This is a genomic window from Enterobacter sp. WPR_3_1 (genome assembly GCF_003635055.1).
Lineage (GTDB): Bacteria > Pseudomonadota > Gammaproteobacteria > Enterobacterales > Enterobacteriaceae > Enterobacter > Enterobacter ludwigii.
Genome location: NZ_RBXU01000010.1, coordinates 340,058 through 364,899, shown reverse-complemented (window position 1 = coordinate 364,899; position 24,842 = coordinate 340,058). Strand labels below are relative to the sequence as shown.

Annotated in this window: 13 protein-coding genes and 1 pseudogene; 1 reads left to right on the top strand and 13 read right to left on the bottom strand. The window is 48.9% G+C overall.

Annotated elements, in window-relative coordinates; translation table 11 throughout:
- Positions 1-40 precede the first annotated feature (40 nt).
- From BJ887_RS13360 to BJ887_RS13315, 10 genes are all read right to left on the bottom strand, one after another.
- Positions 41-3,172 carry a type I restriction endonuclease subunit R gene (locus BJ887_RS13360; protein ID WP_121339977.1) on the bottom strand — a complete coding sequence of 1,044 codons (3,132 nt, stop codon included), beginning with the start codon at positions 3,170-3,172 and terminating at the stop codon, positions 41-43.
- A complete protein-coding gene (locus BJ887_RS13355) occupies positions 3,172-4,353 on the bottom strand; it encodes a DUF4268 domain-containing protein (RefSeq protein WP_121339976.1) in 1,182 nt (393 codons plus the stop codon). The genes BJ887_RS13360 and BJ887_RS13355 overlap by 1 nt, the downstream gene beginning before the upstream one ends.
- A complete protein-coding gene (locus BJ887_RS13350; protein WP_121339975.1) occupies positions 4,346-5,734 on the bottom strand; it encodes a restriction endonuclease subunit S in 1,389 nt (462 codons plus the stop codon). The genes BJ887_RS13355 and BJ887_RS13350 overlap by 8 nt, the downstream gene beginning before the upstream one ends.
- On the bottom strand, positions 5,724-7,433 hold the full coding sequence (locus BJ887_RS13345) for a class I SAM-dependent DNA methyltransferase (RefSeq protein WP_121339974.1): 1,710 nt from the start codon (positions 7,431-7,433) through the stop codon (positions 5,724-5,726). Before BJ887_RS13345 ends, BJ887_RS13350 begins: the two co-directional genes overlap by 11 nt.
- A 232-nt stretch (positions 7,434-7,665) precedes the next feature.
- Entirely contained in the window at positions 7,666-8,499 is an 834-nt protein-coding gene (locus BJ887_RS13340) for an HNH endonuclease signature motif containing protein (protein ID WP_121339973.1), read from the bottom strand.
- A gap of 293 nt (positions 8,500-8,792) precedes the next feature.
- Complete coding sequence (locus BJ887_RS23340; RefSeq protein WP_380025535.1) at positions 8,793-8,993, bottom strand: hypothetical protein; 201 nt, start codon at positions 8,991-8,993, stop codon at positions 8,793-8,795.
- A 90-nt stretch (positions 8,994-9,083) separates the two neighbouring features.
- Positions 9,084-14,927: a DEAD/DEAH box helicase gene (locus BJ887_RS13330; RefSeq protein WP_121339972.1), complete on the bottom strand. Its 5,844-nt coding sequence runs from the start codon at positions 14,925-14,927 to the stop codon at positions 9,084-9,086.
- 19 nt (positions 14,928-14,946) lie between these two features.
- Positions 14,947-17,037, bottom strand: a complete 2,091-nt coding sequence (locus BJ887_RS13325) for a hypothetical protein (RefSeq protein WP_121339971.1) — start codon at positions 17,035-17,037, stop codon at positions 14,947-14,949.
- Between the two features lie 14 nt (positions 17,038-17,051).
- A complete protein-coding gene (locus BJ887_RS13320; protein WP_121339970.1) occupies positions 17,052-19,610 on the bottom strand; it encodes a hypothetical protein in 2,559 nt (852 codons plus the stop codon).
- Between the two features lie 17 nt (positions 19,611-19,627).
- Complete coding sequence (locus BJ887_RS13315; protein ID WP_096927840.1) at positions 19,628-20,845, bottom strand: DNA cytosine methyltransferase; 1,218 nt, start codon at positions 20,843-20,845, stop codon at positions 19,628-19,630.
- 278 nt (positions 20,846-21,123) lie between these two features.
- Between BJ887_RS13315 and BJ887_RS13310 the strand changes: the two genes are divergently transcribed.
- Positions 21,124-22,131 carry a DUF4917 family protein gene (locus tag BJ887_RS13310; protein ID WP_096927839.1) on the top strand — a complete coding sequence of 336 codons (1,008 nt, stop codon included), beginning with the start codon at positions 21,124-21,126 and terminating at the stop codon, positions 22,129-22,131.
- A 261-nt stretch (positions 22,132-22,392) separates the two neighbouring features.
- Here the strand turns inward: BJ887_RS13310 and BJ887_RS13305 are convergent.
- The 3 genes and pseudogenes from BJ887_RS13305 to BJ887_RS13295 all read right to left on the bottom strand — a co-directional run bounded on the left by BJ887_RS13305 (position 22,393) and on the right by BJ887_RS13295 (position 24,836).
- A pseudogene (locus BJ887_RS13305) lies at positions 22,393-22,764 on the bottom strand (VOC family protein).
- 46 nt (positions 22,765-22,810) lie between these two features.
- A complete protein-coding gene (locus BJ887_RS13300) occupies positions 22,811-23,068 on the bottom strand; it encodes a zinc ribbon domain-containing protein (RefSeq protein WP_121339969.1) in 258 nt (85 codons plus the stop codon).
- A 127-nt stretch (positions 23,069-23,195) separates the two neighbouring features.
- The gene (locus BJ887_RS13295; protein ID WP_121339968.1) at positions 23,196-24,836 is read right to left on the bottom strand and encodes a class I SAM-dependent methyltransferase; all 1,641 of its coding nucleotides are present in this window, start codon (positions 24,834-24,836) and stop codon (positions 23,196-23,198) included.
- Positions 24,837-24,842 lie beyond the last annotated feature (6 nt).

Sequence of the window (24,842 nt, the reverse complement as noted above, 5' to 3'; positions counted from 1 at the left end):
AAATTCACCGTCATCCTCGGCGGATAGAACTCATCAGTTGCTATACCGTCCAATGATTCGAGATAACCTCAGCCTGTTTTAAAATCAGCTCCACCGTACCCGGTGTTTTATCCGGCGGATACTTATATTTGCGTAGTGTCTGGCGCACCAGAATACGTAACCTCGCACGCACGCTTTCTCGTACCTGCCAGTCTACAGTTGTGGATTGACGCAATTTTAACGTGACTTCGATAGCCAGTTTCTTAAGGACATCATCACCCAGCTCTCGTACCGCGCTATCGTTTTCCGCCAGTGCATCGTAGAACGCGATTTCGTCCGGGTTTAGCCCCAGCGCTTCATCACGCGCCATCGCTTCCTGGAACGCTTTCGCCATCTGGATAAGCTCTTCAATCACCTGCGCGGTTTCAATCGCCCGGTTATTGTATTTCAGCAAAACGGCTTTCAGGCGGTCAGAGTATTTTTTCTGCTGCACCACGTTATTACCAGAACGAGCATGGATGCCGTCATTTAGCAGTTTTTCCAGCAGTTCCACCGCCAGATTACGCTGTGGCATTTCCCGCACTTCTTCCAGGAACTCATCCGACAGCAGCCCAATATTGGGTTTATCTAACCCCGCCAGAGCAAACACATCCTCAACGCCGGTTGCAACAACGGCGTTATCGAGAATCTTGCTCAACAGGGAGTTTTTTTCTGACTGGCTAAATTTTGCCTTCGGATCAAGTTTGATAAGCCCCACTCTGACGGCAGAAAGAAACGCGAACTCCTCCTGTAAGGGCTCAGCTTCATCAAGGGTGTTACAGAGCGACCAGGCTTTGCTCATCGCCAGTGAAACGTCGAGGTAGCGTTTTTTACCGTCATCCAGACCCAAAATGTAGTTCACGGCATCGCGTAAAAATGCTAATGGATCGCGAGAAAATCCTTCGTAGCTAAAGCCGGGTTTTCCTGCTGAGGATGCGAACATCCCATGAATGACATCGATTTTTTCCAACAGAATGGCTAAGGCTTCCCGCGCATCTACCGTGGTCTGCCCTTTCCCTTTCGAGTCAGTGTACGTTTTCAGAGCCTGCTTCAGCTCGTTGGCAATGCCAATGTAATCCACCACCAGCCCGCCGGGTTTATCCCGGAACACGCGGTTAACGCGCGCAATGGCCTGCATCAGGTTATGGCCGCGCATCGGTTTATCGATATACATGGTGTGGCAACACGGCGCATCAAACCCGGTCAGCCACATATCGCGGACAATCACCAACTTCAGCGGATCGTTCAAATCTTTAAAACGGGCTTCAAGACGCTTTTTGGTCTGCTTGTTGTATATATGCGGCTGGAGATGGTCTTTATCAGATGCCGAGCCCGTCATGATGACTTTGATGGCACCTTGTTCGACATCTGTACTGTGCCAGTCCGGACGGATTGCGACGATGGCATCATAGAGCTTCACACAGATATCACGGCTCATGGCGACAATCATCGCTTTACCGTTCATGGCCGCGTTGCGCGTTTCAAAATGCTGAACCAGATCCGCAGCTACCTGTTTGATACGTGGCTCAGATCCCACCAGTTTTTCCAGACGGCTCCAGTCACCTTTGGTTTTCTCTTGCTGGTCCGTCTCTTCATCTTCCACCAGCTCATCTACCTGGTCGGAGAGCGTTTCCAGTTCCTCATGATTCAGATCGAGTTTTGCCAGACGGGATTCGTAGTAGATAGGTACTGTCGCGCCATCATCCACCGCATCCTGAATGTCGTATATCGAGACGTAATCACCGAACACGGCACGGGTATCTTTATCTTCAGAGGCAATCGGCGTACCGGTGAAGCCCATAAACGACGCGTTCGGCAGTGCATCGCGCATGTGCTTTGCATAGCCGTATTTATAGACCCCGGTTTCACGGTCCAGCGTGGCACTCAGGCCATACTGGCTACGGTGCGCTTCATCGGAAATCACCACGATATTGCTGCGCTGATTGAGTGCCGGATGGCTCCGCTCGTTGTCCAGCGGCGCAAACTTCTGCACGGTGGTAAAGATGATGCCGCCGGATTCACGAGCATTGAGCAACTCGCGCAGCTCGTCGCGGTCGTTAGCCTGTAACGGCATCTGTTTCAGCAAATCCTGCGCCTGGCAGAAGGTGGCGTAAAGCTGCCCATCCAGATCGTTACGGTCGGTCACCACCACGATGGTCGGGTTGTTCATCTCCGCCTGTTGCAGCAGCTTTCCGGCGTAGCAGCACATAGAGATACTTTTGCCAGAGCCCTGGGTATGCCACACCACGCCCGCTTTTTTACTGCCGGGGGTAATGTTGCTGCGCAGCGGCAGGTGTTTGCCGGTAGACGCCACAATCGTGGCCGCAACCGCTTCACGCACCGCGTGGAACTGGTGATAGGCGGCAATTTTCTTGATCAGCCGTTTACCGTCAGACTCAAACAGCACAAAATAACGAATGTAATCGAGCAGAAGCGCACGGTTAAAGAAGCCCTTCACGACGGTTTGTAACTGCCAGTCAAACTGCGGTTTATCATCTTCGTTAGCCACGGTTTTCCATGGCAGGAAGCGCTCTTCATCGGCAGTCAGCGAGCCGATACGCGCATTCTGCCCGTCACTCACCACCAGCGCTTCGTTGCAGATAAACAGGTCGCTCAGTTCATTTTTATAGGTCTGTAACTGGTTAAACGCCGCCCAGATATCGGCGTTAGCATCAATGGGACTTTTGAGTTCGAGCACCGCTACCGGCAGGCCATTGATATAGCCAATGACATCCGGGCGACGCACCTGTTTTATTCCCTGAATGGCGACCTGGTTCACCACCATAAAGCGGTTGTTGTCTGGATGGTTGAAATCCATTAACAGCGCGTTGTCGTGAATCACCTTGTCTTCATGCTTATATTCAACGGGTACGCCATTGAGCAGCAGGTGATGAAAGGCTTTATTGCTGACGATCAGATCCGGGCTTTCGGGGCGGGTAATACGCAGTATCACCTCTTCCAGCACGGTAACAGGGAGATGGGGGTTGATGGTTTGCAGCTGCTCCAGCATCACCGGGCGCAGAAACACATCATGAAATGAAGCACGCAGCGGGTTGTCTCCATCCGGTGCGATATCTGGCCCGTGCAGCACTTCCCAGTCCTGTTCAGCAAACCATTTCAGGCATTGCTGCTCTAAATCGTCTTCGCTCAGCATTACTCTTCCTCTCCCTCGGTGATCATACCGGTCTGTTTCAGCTCAATCGCCAGTTCCAGCAGGCTCGGGCGGATCGCTTTTTCCAGACGGTTCATGCTATCCATCATCCAGTTGATAATGGCAGGCCAGATCTCTTTATTGCCGCCGTCAAACGCCTTTGAGCAGACGATCTGGCAGCTTTTTCGCTCTGGCAGCAATCGCCAGTCGAGCGGCTCGCCAAACAGCGATTCAATGTGCGTTTTGCGTTCCTGCAGGCGTTCAAATAACCAGGTGTTTTCCAGCGCATCCCCGCGCGAAATATTGAGCTGCACGCGAGCGTCTTTCTGGGAAAAGATCAGCTCAAACGGCACGCCGCTGACGCCCGACCCGGCGGCCAGCCAGTGATCGGTTGAGGGGGCACGGTTGTTAAACAGTGTACAGGGGCTGGTGCGGAATTTTTCCAGCGCCATCGTCCAGAATTCGCGGCGCAGATAATGACGCTGTTGCAGTTCGCTACTGCTGGAGGTTGACTGCTCTTCCGCCTCTTTCTGCGCCATGCCGATCATGTATGACTCCGCTTCCGGGGTTGGGATAACCTGGCGGATATCGACAAACACGTCTTCACCAAAACGGTAAGGGGTCACTTTGAAGCACTGGGCGCGGATACCAAACTGCATCAGCCACAGCGCGGTATTGGTGACCTCTTTGCGGAAATTGGCCGCGACCATGATGACCCGCTGGGTGCCTTTACGGTTGAGCACCCCTTCTTTCAGGCTTTCCCAGCCTATAAACTCGGCGATGACGTCTGCTGCCTGGCGGTTCTCGCTGGGATCGTACTGATCCAGATAGAGCTGGAAGATCTCCACCACGCTCTCCTGACGCAGGTTGGCGCAGTATCCGGCGTATTTCAGCGCCTGCCAGACTACGTCGCGCCCGGAGTCATCGAGTTTGTTCTCGATGATCACCAGGTTGCCTTTTTTATCGAGTGCAAGCAGATCGAGGCGCTCTTTGGTGTCGTCAAAGCCGGCGAACTCTTTCTGGATAATCAGCAGTTCGTCTTCTTTGTCGTCTTTTTTGGTCAGCGTCTGCGGATTTTTCGCCAGCCACTCCTGCAAATGATCGCGCTCGCGAAAGCCGAGGCTGCTGAACGACACTTCTTGCAAGGAGTGCAAGCTATTGGTCGGCGTATCGACTTTATACATTTTCCGCCTCGCTTACTGCCTGCTCTGCTTCGGGCAGGGTGATTTCGCCGGAGAGGAGTTTGGGGAGAAGGGTATCGCGGAGTTGGGTTAAAGTCTTATTCTGAGCATGATTGCTTTCAATTAATGAATAATAGTTACCAACAGCCTTTGAAAAAGCGTGTGAGATTTTCTTCTCAGGGCAAATACACTGCCAACCCATTATCGCTTTTTTATCTCCCCTAGGCATTTTCACACCTTTAGAAGTCAGCATCATAAAATCAAAGAACGATTCTTGATAAAGCAAATTGTAAATGTACTCCACGGTAACAGAGTCTCTTGCTTCAAAGGCTAACACGTCCGCCGAACGGCCTCCCTCGAACCGAGCTAACCAAATTTTCTTGAAATAAGGGCGAATATTGGAAATCAGAACATGTCCACGTCTAAAATTAGGAACGCTGTTTACAGAGGGTAATGAAGAAGCGCTAGAAATACCGGCTCGATTTTCAAGCATATTCTCAGTAGAAACATATGTAGCCGGTGTCAGAGAAGAAACGTCCACTTTACCGTTGGCAAAAATTGCAATGTCACTTAATGTCCCCAAAGCCCAACCTTCTGGAATCGCCCCCATCTCACTATCCTGCATCGCGGACGGAAATAGCTCTGCCGTGGCTTTTAACTCGGCATATTGCTCAGGGTGTTCACGCTCAAAAACTGCCAGCGCATCGACATCTTTCCCGGAAATCGTCATCATGGCTGCAAGCGTCGCGTCTTCCTGCGAGCCGCCTGCTTCCAGTACTGCCATTTTGGCTTTTACCGGTTCAAAATCGACAAACCAGCTTTTGAAAAGGGCTTGTGCCATTTGTTCGAGGGTTTGGTTGATACATTGATTAAGTATGATTTTTTCATCAAGCCCTTCTAAAATATCAGCTACAACATTCTGAAACTGAAGTGGTGCGCAAGGGAAAGGGTATTCTTTAATAGTTTTTGCATTAAGATTCTGCTGTGCTCCTCCATTCTTCAAATCAACTAAACGCTGGTACTGTGTACGGAGAAAATAAAAAACATAGCGATAGTCAGCTTTGCTGTTATCTATAATTAAATTACAACAGGCTTGATTGGTTGACACTGGTATTTTATTTATCGCAACTCTACCAGCAGTATCTCCATTCCCATACATTGCGATAATTACTGAGTTTGCAGGGATTATTTTTGCTGAAGAACTTTTAAGACCAAGTTCCGTAATGTAATTTTCAGAGACATAAATTCTATTATTGTTAACTTCCTTGGTTTTTACCCAAGGAATAGTCCCATTGTTATAAAAGTCTGGGTTAGTGCTCTTGGGCGTTCCCCCTGAGACAATTTTTTTGCAAATTGATTGGAGTTGCACTATTTCAAAACCCATAACCCAGCCCCTCCAGATTCGCCTTAATCTGTGTTTCCAGCTTCGCGCTCTCTTCCAACTGATCTTTCAGCTGCGCCGTCAATCGAGCCATCTTCTCGGCAAAGGGCTCAACGTCTTCGTCCTGCTCGGCCGCTCCGACATAGCGCCCAGGGGTCAGCACAAAGTCATTTTTCTGAATATCTTCCAGTGTTGCCGAGAAGCAGAATCCGGCTTCGTCTTCGTAGTCTTTATCTGATTGCCATGCATGGAAGGTCTCGGCAATTCTGGCGATATCCTCGCGGGTAAAGTCACGCAGCACGCGGTCTTTCATATAGCCAATCTGGCGGGCATCAATAAACAGCACTTCGCCTTTACGGTGTGCTTTGCCGTTGCCGCCGGATTTATCTTTGGTCAGGAACCAGATACAGGCCGGGATTTGGGTATTGGTAAACAGTTGCCCTGGCAGCGCCACCATGCACTCGACCAAATCGGCTTCGATCAGGTTGCGGCGGATTTCGCCTTCGTTGTTGGTGTTAGAGCTCATCGAACCATTCGCCAGCAGCAGCGCCATCGAACCTTTTGGCGCGAGGTGGTGGATCATGTGCTGCATCCACGCAAAGTTGGCGTTGCCCTGCGGCGGGGTGCCGTACTTCCAGCGCACATCGTTTTCCAGCTTGGCACTCCACCACTCCTTCATATTGAACGGCGGGTTAGCCATCACGAAGTCGGCGCGAAGATCCGGGTGCTGGTCGTCCAGCAGCGTATCTGCGTTTTTGCTGCCGAAGTTGAAGTCGATGCCACGGATTGCCATGTTCATCGCCGCCAGTTTCCAGGTGGTCGGGTTGGATTCCTGGCCGTAAACGGAAATCTTCTGCTTCTGCTCGGCGGCGTTGTACTGCTTCTCGCCCGCATGCTCTTCAATGAAGCGATCGCTGGACACGAAGAACCCGCCGGAACCCATCGCCGGGTCATAAACGCGGCCGTTATAAGGCTCGAGCATTTCGACAATCAGGGTCACGATGCTTTTTGGCGTGTAGTACTGCCCACCCTGCTTACCTTCTGCCAGCGCGAACTGACCGAGGAAATATTCGTATACGTGGCCGAGAATATCTTTGCTCTTTAAATTGAGTTTCTCGCCGTTATATTCCGGGTTGCTGAAGTTAGCATCCGAGAAGGTATTAATCAGACCGGTTAACACCTCGTTGCCCAGTTGATACTGGCTGATGCGGTTCAGTATGCCTTTCAGCTTCGGGTTGGTCTTTTCGATTTCATCTAACGCATTGTCCACCAGCCAGGAGACGGATCGCAGCTTGACGTCATTTCCAGTGGTTTCATCCACCCACAGCACGGTGCCGGTTGGCAGCATGGCTTTGTTTTTCAGTGTGTCCCAACGCGCTGCTTTTGGCACCCAGAAGATGTTCTTTTCGGTGTAGTAATCTTTGACTTCCAGTTCATTAGCAATCGCCTGTGCGTAATCTTCGTCGGAGTCGTAATCATCGTGCGACATGGCGTAGATGTTGTCCGGGTTGCCGATGTCGCGGAACAGGGTTATCAGCTCCTGTTGACGGGCCTCAAATGCATCGGAGACATATTTCAGAAAGATAAGTCCTAGCACCACGTGCTTGTAGTTGGCGGCATCCATGTTGGCACGTAGCTTATCAGCGGCCTTCCAGAATTTGTTATCCAGCTCGTTCAGAAAGAGTTGTTCAGCGTTGTTCATGAAAATCCTCGGGGGAGATCGCAGCGAAAAAGCAGCCATGCTTTTCCGCAAATTCATTTTTGGAATGCAGTTCGCAAAATGATACCCGGAACGGGGGAGATTACAAACGACACGGCTTCAAGAAGTTTGCCTTTGCAGGGTAAAAAAGAGGAAACTAGATCACCGTCTCGCTTGCTTATTCTTAAAGAAATGGGACGTTGCTCGTCTGCAAGCCACTTAGAAAAGAACCCCCTCACTTCTGCAATCTATCTGTATTAATGTAAAGCATCTCGACTAGTTCTTTCGCATTTTGACTGTAGTGCAAGGCCCTATGGCAATTGGGACAAAGTGCAACGCAGTTGCTTGTGGTATCAGCACCTCCTGAAGATAGAGGTATCACGTGATGTACTTCCAGGTATGGGCTACCATCGTTTAAATAAAAAGGTGCCTTTGCACCACAGTTTTCACAAACACCCTTACTTTGCTGCAAGATCCAAGCTTTCACCGCAGGATCTCTAACATAGACCTTTTGAAGTCGCTCTACCGCGCCTGGTACTTTATATCCTTTGGGCTTACTCAGAGGTTTTTTTATTAATTTGCTAACTCTTGTATTCAGAACGTTCTCATCATCTGTAGGTTGCAAGAGATCTGATGATTCTCCATGTATTATTTGTTCCCAAAATTCGCCACTGTTGACTTTAGGAACACTTATCATTATTCGTTTGGTCCTGTTACCAGAAGGAACTTCTTTTCTACCTGTGCTACTGAAATGAGCTTGATAACTACACATTTCTTGGCGAATATCTCGAGAGCTATTACCTACTAGAGAAAAGTATTCACCAGGATGGATTTTTCTTTCAGTTATGGACGGCATATGCTTTCTGGCTGTCGATGAGGCAAGATATACAACGACATTATCTACATCGGAATTGATCAGTCGCTCAATGATACAATCGAGGGCAATATTGTAGTCTTTGTTTCTGTGTGCTGGTCCCCAAGACTCAAGGATTAGGCCATAAACCCCATCTTCTTCATCTACTGTGCATTCCGCGTTCAGTTCAGTACCGTTTTTATCAAAAACAAGCATTATAATGATCTTATGTGAGGGTTTTCTATAAAACTACTATCTATCTATATAAATACGCAACGTTTTATTGAAATTTGTCCTGTCCATCATTCTTTTAAGAACGTTTTCATTTTTTCCAAAAGGATATCTGTTTCTTTAAGTTCGCACTCCCAAACCACCAACTTCTGCCACCCCATTTCATGTAGTTTTGATAAATGCAAAGTATCTCTGACTTTGTTTTTCCCCAACTTAACAAACCAGTATTCCTGGTTTGACTTTGGCATACGATTTCGCTGACATCCCTCATGACCATGTCAAAAACAGCTATGCACGAAGATAATTTTACGCTTTCCCCAAAACACTAAATCTGGCTTGCCCGGCAATCGCGGATCGCATAAACGATAACGAAATCCAGCATGATAGACGAGACGTCTAACGATTCTTTCTGAATTGCTATCTCTCCCCTTAACCTTGGACATAACATAGCTTCGTTTAGCAGGAGAAACCGTATCCATCGTAAACCTCGCTATGTTATGTCGTCACTTAAAAGCGCTTTCGCATTGAAAGCGTCTTCGGCAAAAAACACCAGCCAGTAACAATAAACGCTACTGCAATTTTTTAAGATTCGTCAGCGCACGCAGTGGTCGTCTTTCCAGTTCAAATGTATCGATGAATCGTAGCGGCGACTTCCCATCAACCAATCCAAAAGTGTTGATAAGGGCATCACGTTCGGCGTCTCTCCATTGCCATAATGGATGCGTTACGGCCGCTCGCCAAAGCTCTTTTCCGTCCTGTATTTCGATAAGAACAGGTAATGAATGCTCTTTTGACAATTTGATTGTTCCTGGTCGTAGCGCCTCGACGTCTTCCGCTAACTCAAACGCTCTTTCTCGCCAGCCTTTCATTTCCGGTTGGTTCCAGTCGACGGAGTTCAGGCCGCATGCGAATTCAGGCATAACCATCGCTCGTAAATAGGCCATACCTAAACGCCAGTCCAACAAGCCGTGATACTGACGGTTGCCATAGCGCTGTATGCACTTGTAACACGCGGTTTTGCACTGAGTCGGGTGATCATTTTTTAGAAAATCAACCATCGGCCAGTCGTTTTTCTCTTCGAGAATCTCATGTAATAATTTGACTATCAAAGGTAAGCCGTTAGCAGTTGCTGGTTCGGCAAGCCGTCTGCATAATCCTGAACCGTTGATTAACGCGTCGGCGATTTGCAATATGGGTTTACCAAGATGTAGTCGGGGTTCAAGTATTTCAAATTCATCTGGCGAAACATCCAGATAGAGCGCTGCTTTATGCGTCAATATCTGGGTTGCGCTGATAGCCGCGGCGCGCGTAGGCAAATTCATGTACTCTCCGTATCTGGCGACCATATTCAGATTAAGGCGAGTATCGAATTTCGTTAGTTCAAGATGAAGCGATTCGGTCTCTTTGCTCGATATAAGCCCAAAACTTTTTCTCTTGCCGCTAAACTGCCAGCGCGGGTTATTGTGCGATTCCAGCCATCCTGAATCGATAGCCTGCTCGCCTTTAACTGACGAACAATATGTAGAAAAGGGCATCGGTGCTTTTTGATCGGTTACCAAGTCGACAGTAAATCGTTCACCTTCCTTTTCTCCATTAATAGGACCATCGTTGAGGCGCAGGATGGTCACTTCGCCGCGTTGCACAGTGAAAGAATCGCATTTTGTTGGAATGCCTTCATGCAACACTGTCGCCGTGGTTTTCAACGACATGCGGATAAAACTATCTATATCGTCTTTGGGTTTGAAATCCGTGCGAAAAGCGGCGGGCGTGATATAAAGCCTGAATTCGTCAGGACTAATAGGAGCGCGGCAATCCTCGCAATTAATATCGCTGCCAGGCTTATGTAACTCCAGCTTGGCGGAGCCACATGCCGGGCAAATTGCTACATGGCTGCATGACTCCTGCCAGGAGCCTACCGTCGATAGATCCGATATTCGGTTATTTTTGACCTGTGGTTCCTGGTAATTGCCTGTAAAGCCTATAACCTCATGCTTTTTCTTATCCTTAATCAATACAGAACCGGGAGCATATTCGAAAACTGCGAGATCAAGATCTCGATCCATCGTCGACCATTCGTATTCTTCTTGAGCATTTAGACCTTTTGTTTTACGCAATCCCAAATAAAGGTTGCGCACCCGTGTCGGCATTCCATACATCGGCAGTTTACCGTGTTCGGCCAGGAAACGAGCGAGCCCCATATCTTCTTCAGGGACATAAGCATTCAGTTCAGCGATTTCATCAATTACTCTTTCCGCATTTAATGCGGAATAAAGACGTTGTTTTTGCTCTGGAGCGAATGTTGCTGCTTCAATAAAACGATCATGTATATTCTGAGTCGCTTTCAATGCTCCCAGCAATCGTTCAGCCCAATTTGTTTCATCGCTATGATAGTAATCATGCGTAGAAACATATTCGCCATGAATATCAGGAGGAACGAGCTTATCTCCAGGGAAAGTTGTTCCGTTTTTATGATCCTCTTCGCGTAAAAGATTAAATGCAGCTCTAAGCCATACTTTCCGCATAAGTCTTAATGGAATGGCATCGTGATCTACCGCCAGAAAGGGCGGCGGCGGTGGATCACCGGTGATCGCATGAGGATGGGCGAAATAGTAAGCATCATGAGTACGTCCGCGACAAAATGTGATAACGAAAGAAAAAGCTTGACCGCGTCGCCCAGCTCGACCGACGCGCTGCTGGTAGTTAAACCGTTGAGGCGGCATGTTCGCCTGATAAACAGACTGAAGTGAACCGATATCAATTCCAACTTCCATTGTCGTGGTAACAGCAAGCATATCTATTTCCGCATCTAGCTTTTCAAGTTCACTCATCTTATCGACGAAAATACCCTTGAACTTACGCAGACGATCGGAGAAATCATCCGTTTGTCCCGTCAATTCTTCGACGTTCAGCCGGAAACGTTTAACTCCGTCTCGCTCTCCACGTACAATGCGTTTACCAAGAAAATTTTCTTCCCATAGCTCTTCGACAACTCCGCTGGGTTTAATGTCGAGCGGGTTTACGCAACGGGTACAATGATTGAACCCTAAATGTAAGTGAATTCGCCCACAATTACCGCATTGCCAGTAATTATCGCCAGGTTTAGCAACTTTAAGAAACAACTTGCCGATACTAATTAATCCTGCTGGATGTTTCAAATCAGTAAACTGCTTTAATATACGCGTCAACCCATCTTGATAGTTGTTATCACCGAATAAAACTCTCGCGACTCGCTTAATTTTCTCTTTTTCAACATCTTTCCCAACATACCAATCACGAGTACGGCTTGCATCGAAATATTTATTCTCTTTAACACGATAGGCACCGGAAAACACCCTTAGCCAAGCATCAATTTCCGGCATGTCATCTTTATCTGAGATACATGGGTATGCCAGTCCTGTTTCTTCCAGCGCGAAAAAAGTATTGGCGAAGATAACGTCATCTATCAGTTCAGATTGATCGTAAGATATTTTCGTCTTTATTTTCATTAGTTCATGAGAAGGAAGTCTTTCACTGAATCTAACCGATTCCTCTTCTTTAATGAAATTAGCATGCCAAACAGCGCTATCATTCTCATCTGAATTAGAACGGTATTTATAGGGTGATATTCCCAGTCCGACTAGCTCAGATGTGATTCTTCCGATTGAGCCGCCTTCAGACTCCAGCAATTTGTCTATTTTTACCCGTCGATATTTACAAAGCTCGGTAATTCCGACTTGGCTTTTTTGAAGGTTATCTAGTTTGGCATACTCATCGTAGTCTCCAGATTGTATAGCTTTGGCTTTCCTTTCTTCAATATCCTTGTCTGAAATGTACCCGCTTTCGGCCTCGTTAATCATCGCCCTGGACGCTGCGATCAATATTTCCCTGCGTAGATCGCGCAAGTGCAGCCGTTCGATTTCCAGCGCCATTGATGCCGCATCCTGTCGACTGTCTGAGAAAACAATACTCTTTGCTTCTGCGCCGATCGCATGCAGTAATTCAAATAGCTCCGTTGCTACCAGTTGGGATGATTTCGTCACACCGGTACGAAATGCGCGAATGGGCGATCTGGAACGATTGCTGGCAGGCCGGCTGGAATAGTCAATACCGCAGCTAGGGCAGCAGAAAGGTTGCGCAGAGGGTTTCTTCGGCGGCTCACCTTTTTTAGGCTTAACCTGATTCTGGAAATAGATATACCCGCGAACTACGTCAGTATTCGTCGTTGATGTTTCCTGACCAGTGGTCACTATGCCTGTAACAGGATTAAGCGCCGCTTTTTCCCAGACATCCCAACCTTTTTCGCAACCTACCGGCGGTCGATCAGCTATATCGACAGGCCAGAAAACCGCGAACTCATCCAGTGTCATATCATCGTAATATTCAGCGCTAGGGCGTTCTGGAAGATTTTCCAGATTTGTCGCAGAAGGTAATAATTCGATGATTTTACCGTGATTCTGTCCCTTCTGCCCCCCGATCAGTAACTCGCCACACGCTTCACAATACAACATTTCGAACAAACGGCGACCACGTTTTCCGGCTGGTGTTGATGGCGCATGCGACAGCCCTCGCTCTAGGCAAAAGTCTGCGAATTTCGCCTTTTGCTTTCCCGCCGATACGGAGGCAAAGAAACCTTCAATATTTCTGACGAATGTATGCACGCGAAAAGCTGGTGTGACGTTGGCGGGCTTCTCGCAAACCACTCCACATTCCGGCAGCGCGCGCACCAGCATTAACCCGCGTAATGCTAATTCCAATTCATCTGGTTTATCCGAGTCTTCCTTCAGAAAAATCTTATCTATAATAAGTCCTGGAGGCATTGCTCGTGGCAACTCGCCGTCTTCTTCTATACAAGCGTTGGTCAATAGCGCAGCCGCTTTTTCCGCCGCTTGTTTAATGCCTTGTATATCATTTTGCGCATTCACGCTCAGAGCCAGGAATACATCAGACAAAGCCTGACTCAGCGCGTCCGTCATATTCAAATTGCGAATGACATTTCCCTGATTCTCAAGGGCAACCCGCATTAATGCGGCAAAAGGCCGCACGGCGATTTTTCCTTCTGGCTTCAACGGTATATAAGGTTTTCCCTGAATGACGCAGTTAAGCCAGAAATCAGGCTTATCGCTACCGGGATCCAGAGAATCGCGGCAAGTGCCAAAGGGCGCAAAGAGATCTCGAAGGTATTTCCGTGATTGTTCTCCATCAGCTCCATCCATCGGCAGCGATGCGGAAGACGCCAGCAAACGCAGTTTGTAGCGATGTTTCGGATCGTCAAGCCCAAGTCTGATAATCAGCGACTTAATCAACATTGCGGTTTCGGTTCCAGCGGAACCGCGCATTAAATGCAGTTCGTCGAATACCAGATAGAAGTACGCATCGTTGTTATTCATCAACCATTCGCGCGTTGCATCAAAAATACCGTCTTCGACTTCGCGCGAAAGCATTGCCCCTAGCATTGAGGCGTTAGTGACAAGAACGTCAGGCGGGGCAGCCTGCATATCCCAGCGAGACATCATTTCCCCGCCGTCTGTAGAAGGAAATATATATCGGGTCTTTTCCGAAGCGTTTTCTTTTTCGTCGAATGCGCGCGCAGCCTGCTGATCGCTATCAATTCGTTTCAACGCCTTACGTAATTTTTCAAGATTACGAGCCCGGCGGCTTTTTTCCGAACTGATGCCAGAAAGACGAGGATGGTTAGAGTAGCCGGTAATCGGTGTGGCGCTGGTATATTGCCCGAAGAAGATCTTGTTTCCGGCGAAACGCTGCTCCATGACCTCTCGCGCATCGTCGGAATCCAGTGTTTTACGCAAACGCGCCATTTGATCTTCAACCAGAGCGTTCATTGGGTAAAGCACCATCGCCCTGACCGCTGCAGGGCGTCTTTCCCCTTCGCGACGAGAAACCCAGTTTGTTTTTTCGCCATTCCACCACCGATTTTGCAGATAGCCATCGCAAGGCTTGGCCCAGTTGACAGCCTCATTCGATAATGCAGCCAGTATCGGCAACATAAAACTTTCCGTTTTTCCCGAACCTGTTCCCGATGTCACAATGCCGGGGCAGCCGGGGCGAATACCGCGCTCTAGCATTTGAGTCTGGTGGCTATAGGGCGCATGGACCGAACGACGCGGCCAGACTTCGTCGCCTGGTTTAGAATCGAACAGACCGGATAACGCTAGTTCGACGAACGCTTTACGGCCTTTGGAAGACAAGCTATTCAGCGGCCCGCTGTCCATCTCGGCCAAAGCTTCAAGCGTTTTATCCGAAGACTCATACCGTAAAACAGGTTCAATGTAGGGCTCTGCGGCAAATTCCCCGCTGCTATTCAAGAGACTGCGTCTTGAGTCCGCGACTGAAGGATCGGCAATTCGAAAGCTGGTTTCTATATATGAAATGAAGAAGTCCTGAATGCGGCGAAAACCGCCAATTGGATCTAACATGATTTCCTTCTCCTGTAATTTATTGGGCGTACAGCTCGTTATTCTGCAAATCAGCGTATAAATCGACTAACTGCTTCTGATGTATCGCTTTGTTTTCATCATCAAACGGCGCGACTTCATGTGCCGTTCGCATCGCCCGTAGGGTATTTGCCAGATCTAAACGTCCGGCTGACATTTTATCCGTGATAGCGAGTTTATCCGGGAGTGAACCTTGCGATGCTATGCCAGGATCCAGTTCACTATGATTTTCCGGGGAAAGGTGCAAAGGGGACAGCGCAATCGCATTCTGAATGACGACGTTTTCCATCCGTAGGCGAAGATGTTGTTCCTTCATTTTCTCTGCTTCTTCACAATCTTCGTTCTCAATGGTGCCGCAAATCAGAAAGCGTCTGGGCAAATCGCCGCCGTGTAATCGGTCTTTCAGCGTTGGCAGCCAGAAACGCGCAGCGGAACATTCGACACGTTCAATGACGGCGAGAATCGTTCGAGGACAAGAGGCTTCGCTCAACAATAAACCCTGATAAAACGGCGTTGCCATATTATTTCCCGCACGAACCCAAAGATCTTCACAGGAAATCATCGTTGGATCGGCGATCTGTCGGATGGAGCGGCCTGAAGAAATCAGCGATTCGGCAATAGCAAGGAAGTCTTGTGTCTCCGGGCCATATAGCAATGGACACTCGCCGGCCAACATCAACGCCAGAAATTGCGTCATGAGTATCTTTCCGTCAGACGTCAGTAGCTTGTTCTCTCTGACGGTATGACCGAACTCTTCGCAAGATACGACTCTCGCTTGCACCGGGAGGCGTACTTCGGGGATCGCTGAGTAAGCCATACGACGAGCCTTCTCAGCAATGGCGATATCTATTTTTTCGAGTTCAATTTGCGCCTGAGCGGTATGTTCTTCGATATCTGTTAAAGATGCCAAACAGTCTTCATGTTCACAGGTCAAAGAAGCCAGTATCTGACGCTGGTTTTCGTTCTGAGCGCATAAATCAGCGTTGGCGTCTTTCAGACGGCTAATTTCGCTTTCGAGATACGCTTTTTCCTGTTTGAGCGTTTGTTCTATATTCGCTTGCTTTTCTGCAAAATCAATGTGTAATTTTTCTTCTTCGAGTTGCCGTAATTGTGCGAGCTTCTCTTCGATCTCGCTTTTACTTGTCTTCTCAAAAACGGCCATTTCCGTTTCAATAACTTCACGACGTCGCCGTCGTTCAATAGAAAACTCTTTCTCGAGCGCCTTAATCTGTTCGGCGCGCAATGCGACTCGCTCTTCTTTCGCAATGTTTTTTATCTGATGGTCGAGAAGGCGGGTGATATGCTGGTCCTTCAACACCGCTTCAGTAAATTGACGAGCCAGTGAATCCTCTTCTTCCAGTTTCTTCGCCAGCTCTCCAGCCCGGAGCGTTTGAGCGGCAGCCAGAAGCGCTTCGGTGCCGGATGTTAATTCCCCATTTTGCTCGTTTGTATGCACCCGAAGCCACGAAGCTACCGCGGCTGTTGAATCAGCGCAGGAAAGTAGTCGAATAACGTTTTCGATGTATTGCTTATCCGGCGTCCAGTCATGGACCTGGGTTGGTGATGCATCGACATCGGGCATATAAAATAAATTTTCGCTTTCAGATATACCGGATACGATAATTACGCCGTTTTCATTGAAATCATATTCGTAAACGTTCTGATTTCTGGACAGGATAAGGCTGCCTGATTTCGATTCCGCCAGATTAGCCAGAATAAGCGCATCGGACCCGAAGCGGATAGCCCATAATCCCGGTTCGCCGTCTGCCGTTATGCCATCGAAACTTAATCTACGACGCGCCTCCAGCAGTGATTGCCCGGAAGATAAATCATAATAAGGATAAATACGACGGGTGTGTTTCGCCTGAGTCTTGTTTCGAGGACCTGGACCCACCTGAAAGGCAGCCCATTCTTGCGGGCGAAATTGTAAAAGGTCAGTTCCGTTAAACTCGACTTCCCCTGTACGAGGAAATTTCTTCTTAGGATTGTCGATCACACTCCAGCCATCTTGGGTTTCCTGCGCGACAACTTTGAAGTACGACTGGTAATTTCTGCGGTCATATTGACCAAGATACCATGGAATTTCACTCATTGTTATTTTCCTTATTATCTCGGACCCAGCATGAGTCGCCCGTCTCGCCATGTCAGACGTATTTTCCCGCCGGAATGGCGAGCGGAGGAAACCAAATTGCTTGCTTCCTTCTCGCCGTCCGGCGCGAGGGAAGAAAAACATCCCGGAAGCAGCGATTTCAACCAGAAGAAAGAGGCGTCATCGACAGGATAAACATAACCAGAATCCGTTGGGCCTCCGTTTCTGAGTGTGTGACGCCGTATTCCCGCGGCAAGCGCGTCAGGCAGACCGCAATCAGTGATAAGACATAGCAGATGATTTTTGGTGATGCGTTTAAACACGGGTTGCCGGTTTTTTGCGCCAGCAGCGATAATAGCTGCAGTTCTAGAAAGATAATGTATTGTTTTTTTTCCGGAAACAACCCGATAAATATCATGATCTCGCCCGCCAGGGTGATTATGATATGACAGCGAAGCAGACTCTTTATCCTCAGAACCATGCTGCTGAAATCTTCCTGAACGCCAGTTCCAGACAGCCGCTGGCTCGTGTAGTTCAGCTGTGCGCTCCGTTGAGACCAGTGAAAGTGGTGTTGTATCGGATGACAACGGTGCTTCGATAAGCGGCCATCCCATACGTTGGGATAATGCAAGAGGATTAGCTAGTGCTGCTCCAAATACGGGCGGCGACCAGAGGCTTACACCGCAACGACGAAAACTATTTCCACCCAGCCCAGCGACCGCTTTTTGAAAATCATCCATCAGACTGGCGCAGACTGCGCCTTCCACAACAATCAGACTATTTTCTCCATTGCGAATATAAAACAATGAAGGTTTAACTAATGTCCATACCCGACCTTTCCAGCCTGGCCGCAAGCGCGGCTCGATCAGACCCGCATGATGTAAACAACGAATCAAATGCCATACGTTGAGATCACCGGTCACAGACTTGAGAAGCTCGATTAATTCAGCTTCTTCCCAGCCGCTGGCTCCACTCGCGTAAATCGCTTCGAGGAGGTGATCGCAACACGCTTCGCTATCTTCCCACTCAAACAATCCTTCGAAATTAAACGCCGGTGCCTTTAGTGAAGACGTCAACCAATCGCAAAGCAGTTCAAACCGGTATCTTGCGCTTTCACCTAAAGTAGGGTGCGGTATGGCGCGGGTGAAAAAACGCGCGCGACGCCGCCAGAGCGGCGTTTGTTCACCTGCCTTAAGGACTGGCTCGATGAAAAATTCACCGTTAAGCGGCTCAGAAGAATTCAGCCGACCATCTATTACAGAAATATTGGTTCCTGCTTCATCATTCATGGTTGAATATATTTTGTAGCGCCGCGTATCTGACTCAACATAAGGCAAAAATGCCGGTAATCCCAGCCATCCGCCAGGGACGCGTATTCCTCCGTATAGCTGAGGGCGTGTAACGACATCATCCTGATTAGCCGAAGAGGATCGTATTAATCGGAATAAATCAGCCGCTGAAACCCTGCTCAGCGGCTGCGACGTTAAAATCCACTCGTCCTCTGAAATATATTCATTCAAGCGCTTGCTCATCTGTACAGAATGTTTACTGGATAAAGCGATATGAAACTGTTGGGTGTCTACGTCGGGTGACGATTTAGCTCTCCAGCGTCCGTGTCCTATCTCGTAAAAAAAGAGTAAGCCAACCTGCGTCGCCTTCCCCAGATTTTCGCTACTCTCTGCGTCGCGGGCGATAAGAGCTTCGGATAATGTAGGATGAAAAACTCTTTCGTCGCTCTTGTCTGCGACACTGAAATAGCACCGCGAGCCATCGAAATCGACGTACATATCAATGATGGCCTGATGCGGTGTTACACAGGAAGATAGCTGGACTGCTCGTTGGCGCAGGTGCCAGAAAGGCATATCGAACAGCGCGCGATGACCCAACAACCAAGCGTCGCTGAATTCGGCAAAAGCCTCTTTCAGCGCAGGAGAAACACCGTATCTCTGAATAACGATTTGAAAGTATTCAATTAGCTGGCGCGGGTTCGCGCCAGCTTGTGGATAGCTTTCAAGACATTCTCTCATTAGGCGTAGATCGGCTTTATTCGGGAATGCCAATCGCAGTGTGTGACCGATCTGGACCCAGCCATCCCGCGGCGGCAGGACAAGACGCCTGTAGGGCTCGCCTTCCTGAATACGTTGGTCAAGCCATTCGGTTAATGCCTCCCACATCTTGTTGACGCCGGATAAGTTCTGAAAACTATGCGTGGTCTGCAACCAGCTCTGTAGTTTCAGGCGAAAATCATTGCGTTTTTCCTGTACGTCGAATTTACTGCTAATAAGTAACGTCATGACCAGATAAGTAAAATATCCGGGCGAACGACGAGTTGACTTTTCCATCATGCCGCCTGCAAGGCGCTGCGGCAGCTCCCGTATTTTCGACATGCAGGTTCGAAACGCTTCCTCAACATCATCCGCGCTAACGCCGCTGTCGGCGAATGCTGCCGCGAGCGTCTCCGGCGTAACTTCAAACCAGCGAATATCCTGCGCATCGTCGTCAGCACCAAACCGAAGAAAATAATCAATCAGTTTACTTTCCCAGCCATCGAGCGTAACCGGTGACGTCCAGTTCATTCGCGAATATCCTCCGTTCAGTGGGTATTATTAATTCTGACGGCCATCACCAGTGGCTCCAGAATACGTTCGGCCAGGAAACGGACAGAAGGAACGGCGAGGCCGTCGCCGATCACTTTAAACGCCGACTGATACGCCGCCGGGAGGATAAAATCATCTGGCAAACCCATTAATGCTGCCGCTTCCTTAACCGACAACAAACGCGTTTTCACCTGATTATTCTTGACAACAATAATACGAGGACGAGAAGCTCCACCTTTTGGCGTTCTAAGGCAACCAAGAACGGTCGAGAACGTAATTTCGGTCCGTTGCCTGTTTACACCTTTTTCTTTGCGCATGCGTAAATAAAGGCTGCCTATTATTGTTGCGCCGGATGCCTGAGCGTTCGCCAGGCGCGCCATGTTTGCCGGTGCCATCATACTGATAAGCCGTTGTGTTTCATCAACAGAATGCCATAGCGCATTTTCGTCTTCAAAATCGATTAAGTCGTCCAGCTCCTTCGTTCTAGCGTCTGGCATATTGCCAGGCGACCACCAGATCCAGTCATTGCGATCTTGCTTCGATAGAGCATCGCAGGCGCGAAGGAGTGAAGGTGAATGCCATTGCGACAAAGGTTCTTCTGAAACCAAATATTCGGGAATGGAAATATGACGACTAATCGCCACAAGAAATACGCGGGGCCTGGACTGTGGAAGAAAGTACTTTGCATCAATGATTATTGCACCATATCGGTAGCCCGTTTTACTTAATTGATGGCATATCGCGGCGAAATGGCTCCCTTGATCCAGCGTCAGCAACCCAAGAACATTTTCAAGAACAAGAATCGGCGGCTTACGGTTTTCCTCGCCGAGCCTGCTTATTAAATCGAGGAACGGCCATACCGCGCCTGAACGGGTGGTTTCATCCGCGCTGGAATCTCTTTCGCCAATTCCCAAGCCGTTGCCGGCCAGTGATAAATCTTGACAGGGAAATGAGGCCCAGCTTAAATCAGCGTGAAGCGGCAGTTCATCGGGTGCAATTTCGCGTACATCGCGTATGTCGAAATGTTCGTCGCCCCAGTTGTCGATGTAGGTCGATGCTTTTATCGGGTCCATATCGTTGGCGAACAGGCATTGCCACTGTTTTCCCAACCCTGCCCTGGCCATACCACCCCCCGCGAAAAACTCATAGAAAGTGAATCCCGCCTCATTAGGTTCCGTTAAATGATTGTGGCTCGTGACGGCTTTAGTGCTCATGACCTGACCATAAAATAGTATTGCTGAATCTGGGCATCGATCAATTTCCTGAAAGGGATATTCTTAACTAGATAGTCTATAAAATCATGAAGATAATATCTATATCGATAAAGGTACTGTCTACGTGGCAAAGTATAGAAACTGACTGAAAACAAAGATAATCTTTTGCTTTCAGCAAGTGAGGTTGTTGATACGACGACAAAAAATGCAAATAGTTAGCACCTGCGCTGTAAAATGTTTTTTATTTTAAAAATTCACTACTGGAGCGGATAGCTAAAATGTCGTTTACCATTCTCCCTTGGTCTGAGCTAGCACCACGATACGATGGGACTATTTTGCTGGGCAACGGCGCAAGCATCGCCGTCAGTCCTCGTTTTGCATATGGATCTCTGCTTGAATGCGTCACACAAAGAGAGAGTCTGGAGGCGGATGTACGCAAACTTTTTGATTTTTTTAATACTAAAGATTTCGAACTTATTCTGCGTATTGTTTGGCAGGCGTCTAACGTCAATAAATCTTTAGACATTGAGGATGCCCGTACCCATGAGGCGTACGTCCGGATACGTGAATGCCTTATTCAGGCTGTACGAGATGTGCATCCTGAGCATGATGAAGTTGATGAACAACTGCCATACATTTACGAGTTTCTGAAAAGATTCAATAAGGTTATTTCTCTTAACTATGATCTGATCGTTTACTGGACAATGACATATGGTTTAGATATCAACGATCATCATCGATTTAAGGACTGCTTTCTTGCCAGAGGTCGTTTTGAGCAGGATTGGCAACGGTTAAGAGGAATGCTTGGAAATGAACAATCTAACACGCTTGTTTTTTACCCACATGGCAGCCTCATATTGTGTCGAAATCGTATCGAACAGGAGAGTAAAATTCATATTCAGAATGCGGGCTTACTTGAATCGATTCTGAAACGTTGGCAAAGCGAGGAGGTCGTTCCGCTGTTTGTGAGCGAAGGAACGCATGAACAAAAAGTAAACTCTATTCAGAGCAGTTTCTATCTTTCAACGGTTTACCGGGAAGTTCTCGTCGAACAGTGTGAAAATCTTGTGATTCTAGGCTGGGGCATAGGCGAACATGATGTACATCTGCTAAAACGAATGGCTGGAGCGGGCATAAAGCGAGTTGCGGTATCCGTTTTCAGAAAAGACCAGGCGTATTGCAATAGAGCCAATCAATTAATCAAAGATAATCTTGGGCAAAATATTCTGATAGAGTTTTTTGACAGTGAAAGTCCGAGCTGCTGGAATAAGCCACCCGAAATTTGATGCAGGGACCCTAACCCTAACTAGTAACGACGTAGCGACATGGCTAAAGTGGCGCGTTACTAGACTGTGTTCCTTATATAGATTTAAGTAGATTAAAATTATTATTTTTCAAATGGATACTTCAAACATTCGTTATGAGCATCTCGACATGGAATAGGAGCTGATTTTGTAAGTATCCCACCTAACCGGACAAGCCACTCTTGTCCTACAGGGGCTGCTAACGCATATACTTCAATAAGAGACTTACTTGTCAGGTTATTCTCAACAACAACTCTCTCTGACGTGGATTGCATAAGCACTATGGAATCCTTGCCCGTAATGCGGCCTGTGATCCGGCGCATCTTCATCCGCGCCTCCCAGACTAAGGGCAAGCGCATGCAACTGTCTGATATCTGATATGTCCAATAGAACGGGCGTTCAGCGCCACCATCGTGCCATTACCAACCCCGGCGGGTTGTCTGTCAAAGGGCCTGCCGACGCACAATCCGATGGTATGATTTTCGCTGAACGTTCCCAAGATGCGCCTTCTTCATTCCGGCCTACCTTTGGATGTGCAAGCAATTCCATCAACGGATCGTAGAATCGGATGGCGCGTGACAGATCATTGGTCCCTGGCATAATGTAAGAAAACATCTGCTCTCCTTTATGGAACTAGGGGAGAGAAGATAGCCTGCCTAAATCATGCAGGCTTTGTTGCTTTATGAGCCCAGGCGGGCATTGCCGTCAGGTAACGCTTTGCTCGCTTCCGAGCTTCCTCCGGGCCGACTTTTTGCCAGGAATCAAGGAAGCAGGCTAAACCTGATACCGCTTCTTCCCAGGGTTTGAGATTGCCGTTGCTGTCGCTGCAGTACGCACAATATTGATCACTGGCACTGTGTGCATCTGGTGCCGACATCGGCATCCCGCAAGCCTGACAGAACTGTTCATGTTGTGACATATGATGCTCCTTATGGTGACGTGCTGATTAATAAACATACAGAGTATGTATTGTGCAGGTGATGCATCAGATCAAAGCCAAGGCGAAGCCCCCGGTATCTCCAGTCAGAAATACCGGGAACCTGTTGTTACCTGGCGATGAGCGCGAACACGCCCCAGCCAAAGTATTCCCGCGCGTACGTTACGTGGCGTTTTGGCGAGATGTTTAGCTCGGCCCTGACTTCGGCGGCGAAGTCGTCGTCAGGATTGGCTTCCAGCCAGCGGCGCATGGTCAGCCATTTCGCGGCCTCATACCGGTCCCAGCCTTCCTGGTCCGCCAGTACCATTTCCACCACGTCGTAGCCGAGGTCGTCAAACGCGCTGACAAGCCCTGGAAGCGTCAAGAAATCGCTTGTCGAGCTGACGCCGCAGGCCTGGGCAATCTCGTCCGTTGCCGGAAGCTGACGCCAGTAAGGTTCACCGATGAGCATGATCCCGCCCGGTTTCAGGCTCTGCGCCAGCAGTTCGACTGACCCGGCAAAGCCTCCGGCAATCCAGGTCGCGCCGACGCAGGCTGCCACGTCACATTTTTCATTGGCGACGTAACCCGCCGCATCATTATGAATAAAATGTACGCGTTCGCTGACGCCGAGTTCTTCCGCGCGGTGTCTGGCCTGCGCGGTGAAGAGCGAACTCATGTCGATGCCAGTCCCCGTAATGCCATGATCCCGGGCCCAGGTGCAGAGCATCTCGCCCGAGCCGCTGCCGAGATCAAGAATGCGGGTGCCCGGCTTCATGCGCAGCACGCGACCCAGCGTGGCATACTTCTCTTCTGTGAACGGGTTGTGGATGCGGTGTTCGCTTTCACTGATGGTAAAAATACGTGGGATATCCAATTTGGAATTCCTTTTATTGCGTTGAGTATTAAGAGGAAGTTCCTCTGAGGTTTTTGCTTTTTCAGCCAGCAGAGCAAACAGCTTTCCTTCAAATGTTTCGCTGACTGGCCAGTCGTGGCTTTCAGGAGGAGGAAGCAGGTTAAATCCGGCATTGTCGAGCAGGCTGACGTACTCGTCATCGCGCCATGCCGTCATCTGGCTGCCGAAACGGGTGGTTTGGCCGTTTGCCTCTATGGCCCAGAACTTTGTTGAGCTGGTCTGGGCTTCTTCATCCCAGTCATGTTCAGTCAGCAGCAGATGAGGGACGCCCAGAAACAGCCCGTCCGGACAGCGTTGCCAGCTTGCTTCAGCCATTCCCTGACGTTTAACTTCGTCGAAAGTATGGACTTCAGTGAGCAGCCTTCCACCCGGCTCCAGCCACAGCGCGCATCGGCTGACGAGCGAGCGCGCATCTGCCGTGCTAAATACATTCAGTTCCCCGAACGTTATCATGATGAAATCGAACGATTTATCCGGGCAGTATGCGCGGATATCCTGCTGTACATAGTCGATATTCAAGCCGGCTTTCTGCGCCTGCTGACGGGCCCAGCTCACGGATGCCGGTGAGAAATCCACGCCGGTGCAGTGAAATCCGCGCTCCGCCAGGCGCTGGGTATAAAAGCCGGGTCCGCAGCCGAGATCGAGGATATGTGCGCCAGGGGATAACTGGCTGGCGATCCACTCGACCTGCAGCTCAATGACCTCCTGCCTGCGGCTGGCCCAGTCGTGGTCCTGCGACAAATGGTTCGCCAGCATGCGCTGGCTGAAGGCCGGTTCGTCCCAGGGGATTTTGCTCTCCTCTGCCGACAGTTGAATGTGCCGGGATGAGGAAATAAGGGTGCTGATATCCATCATGCTCTC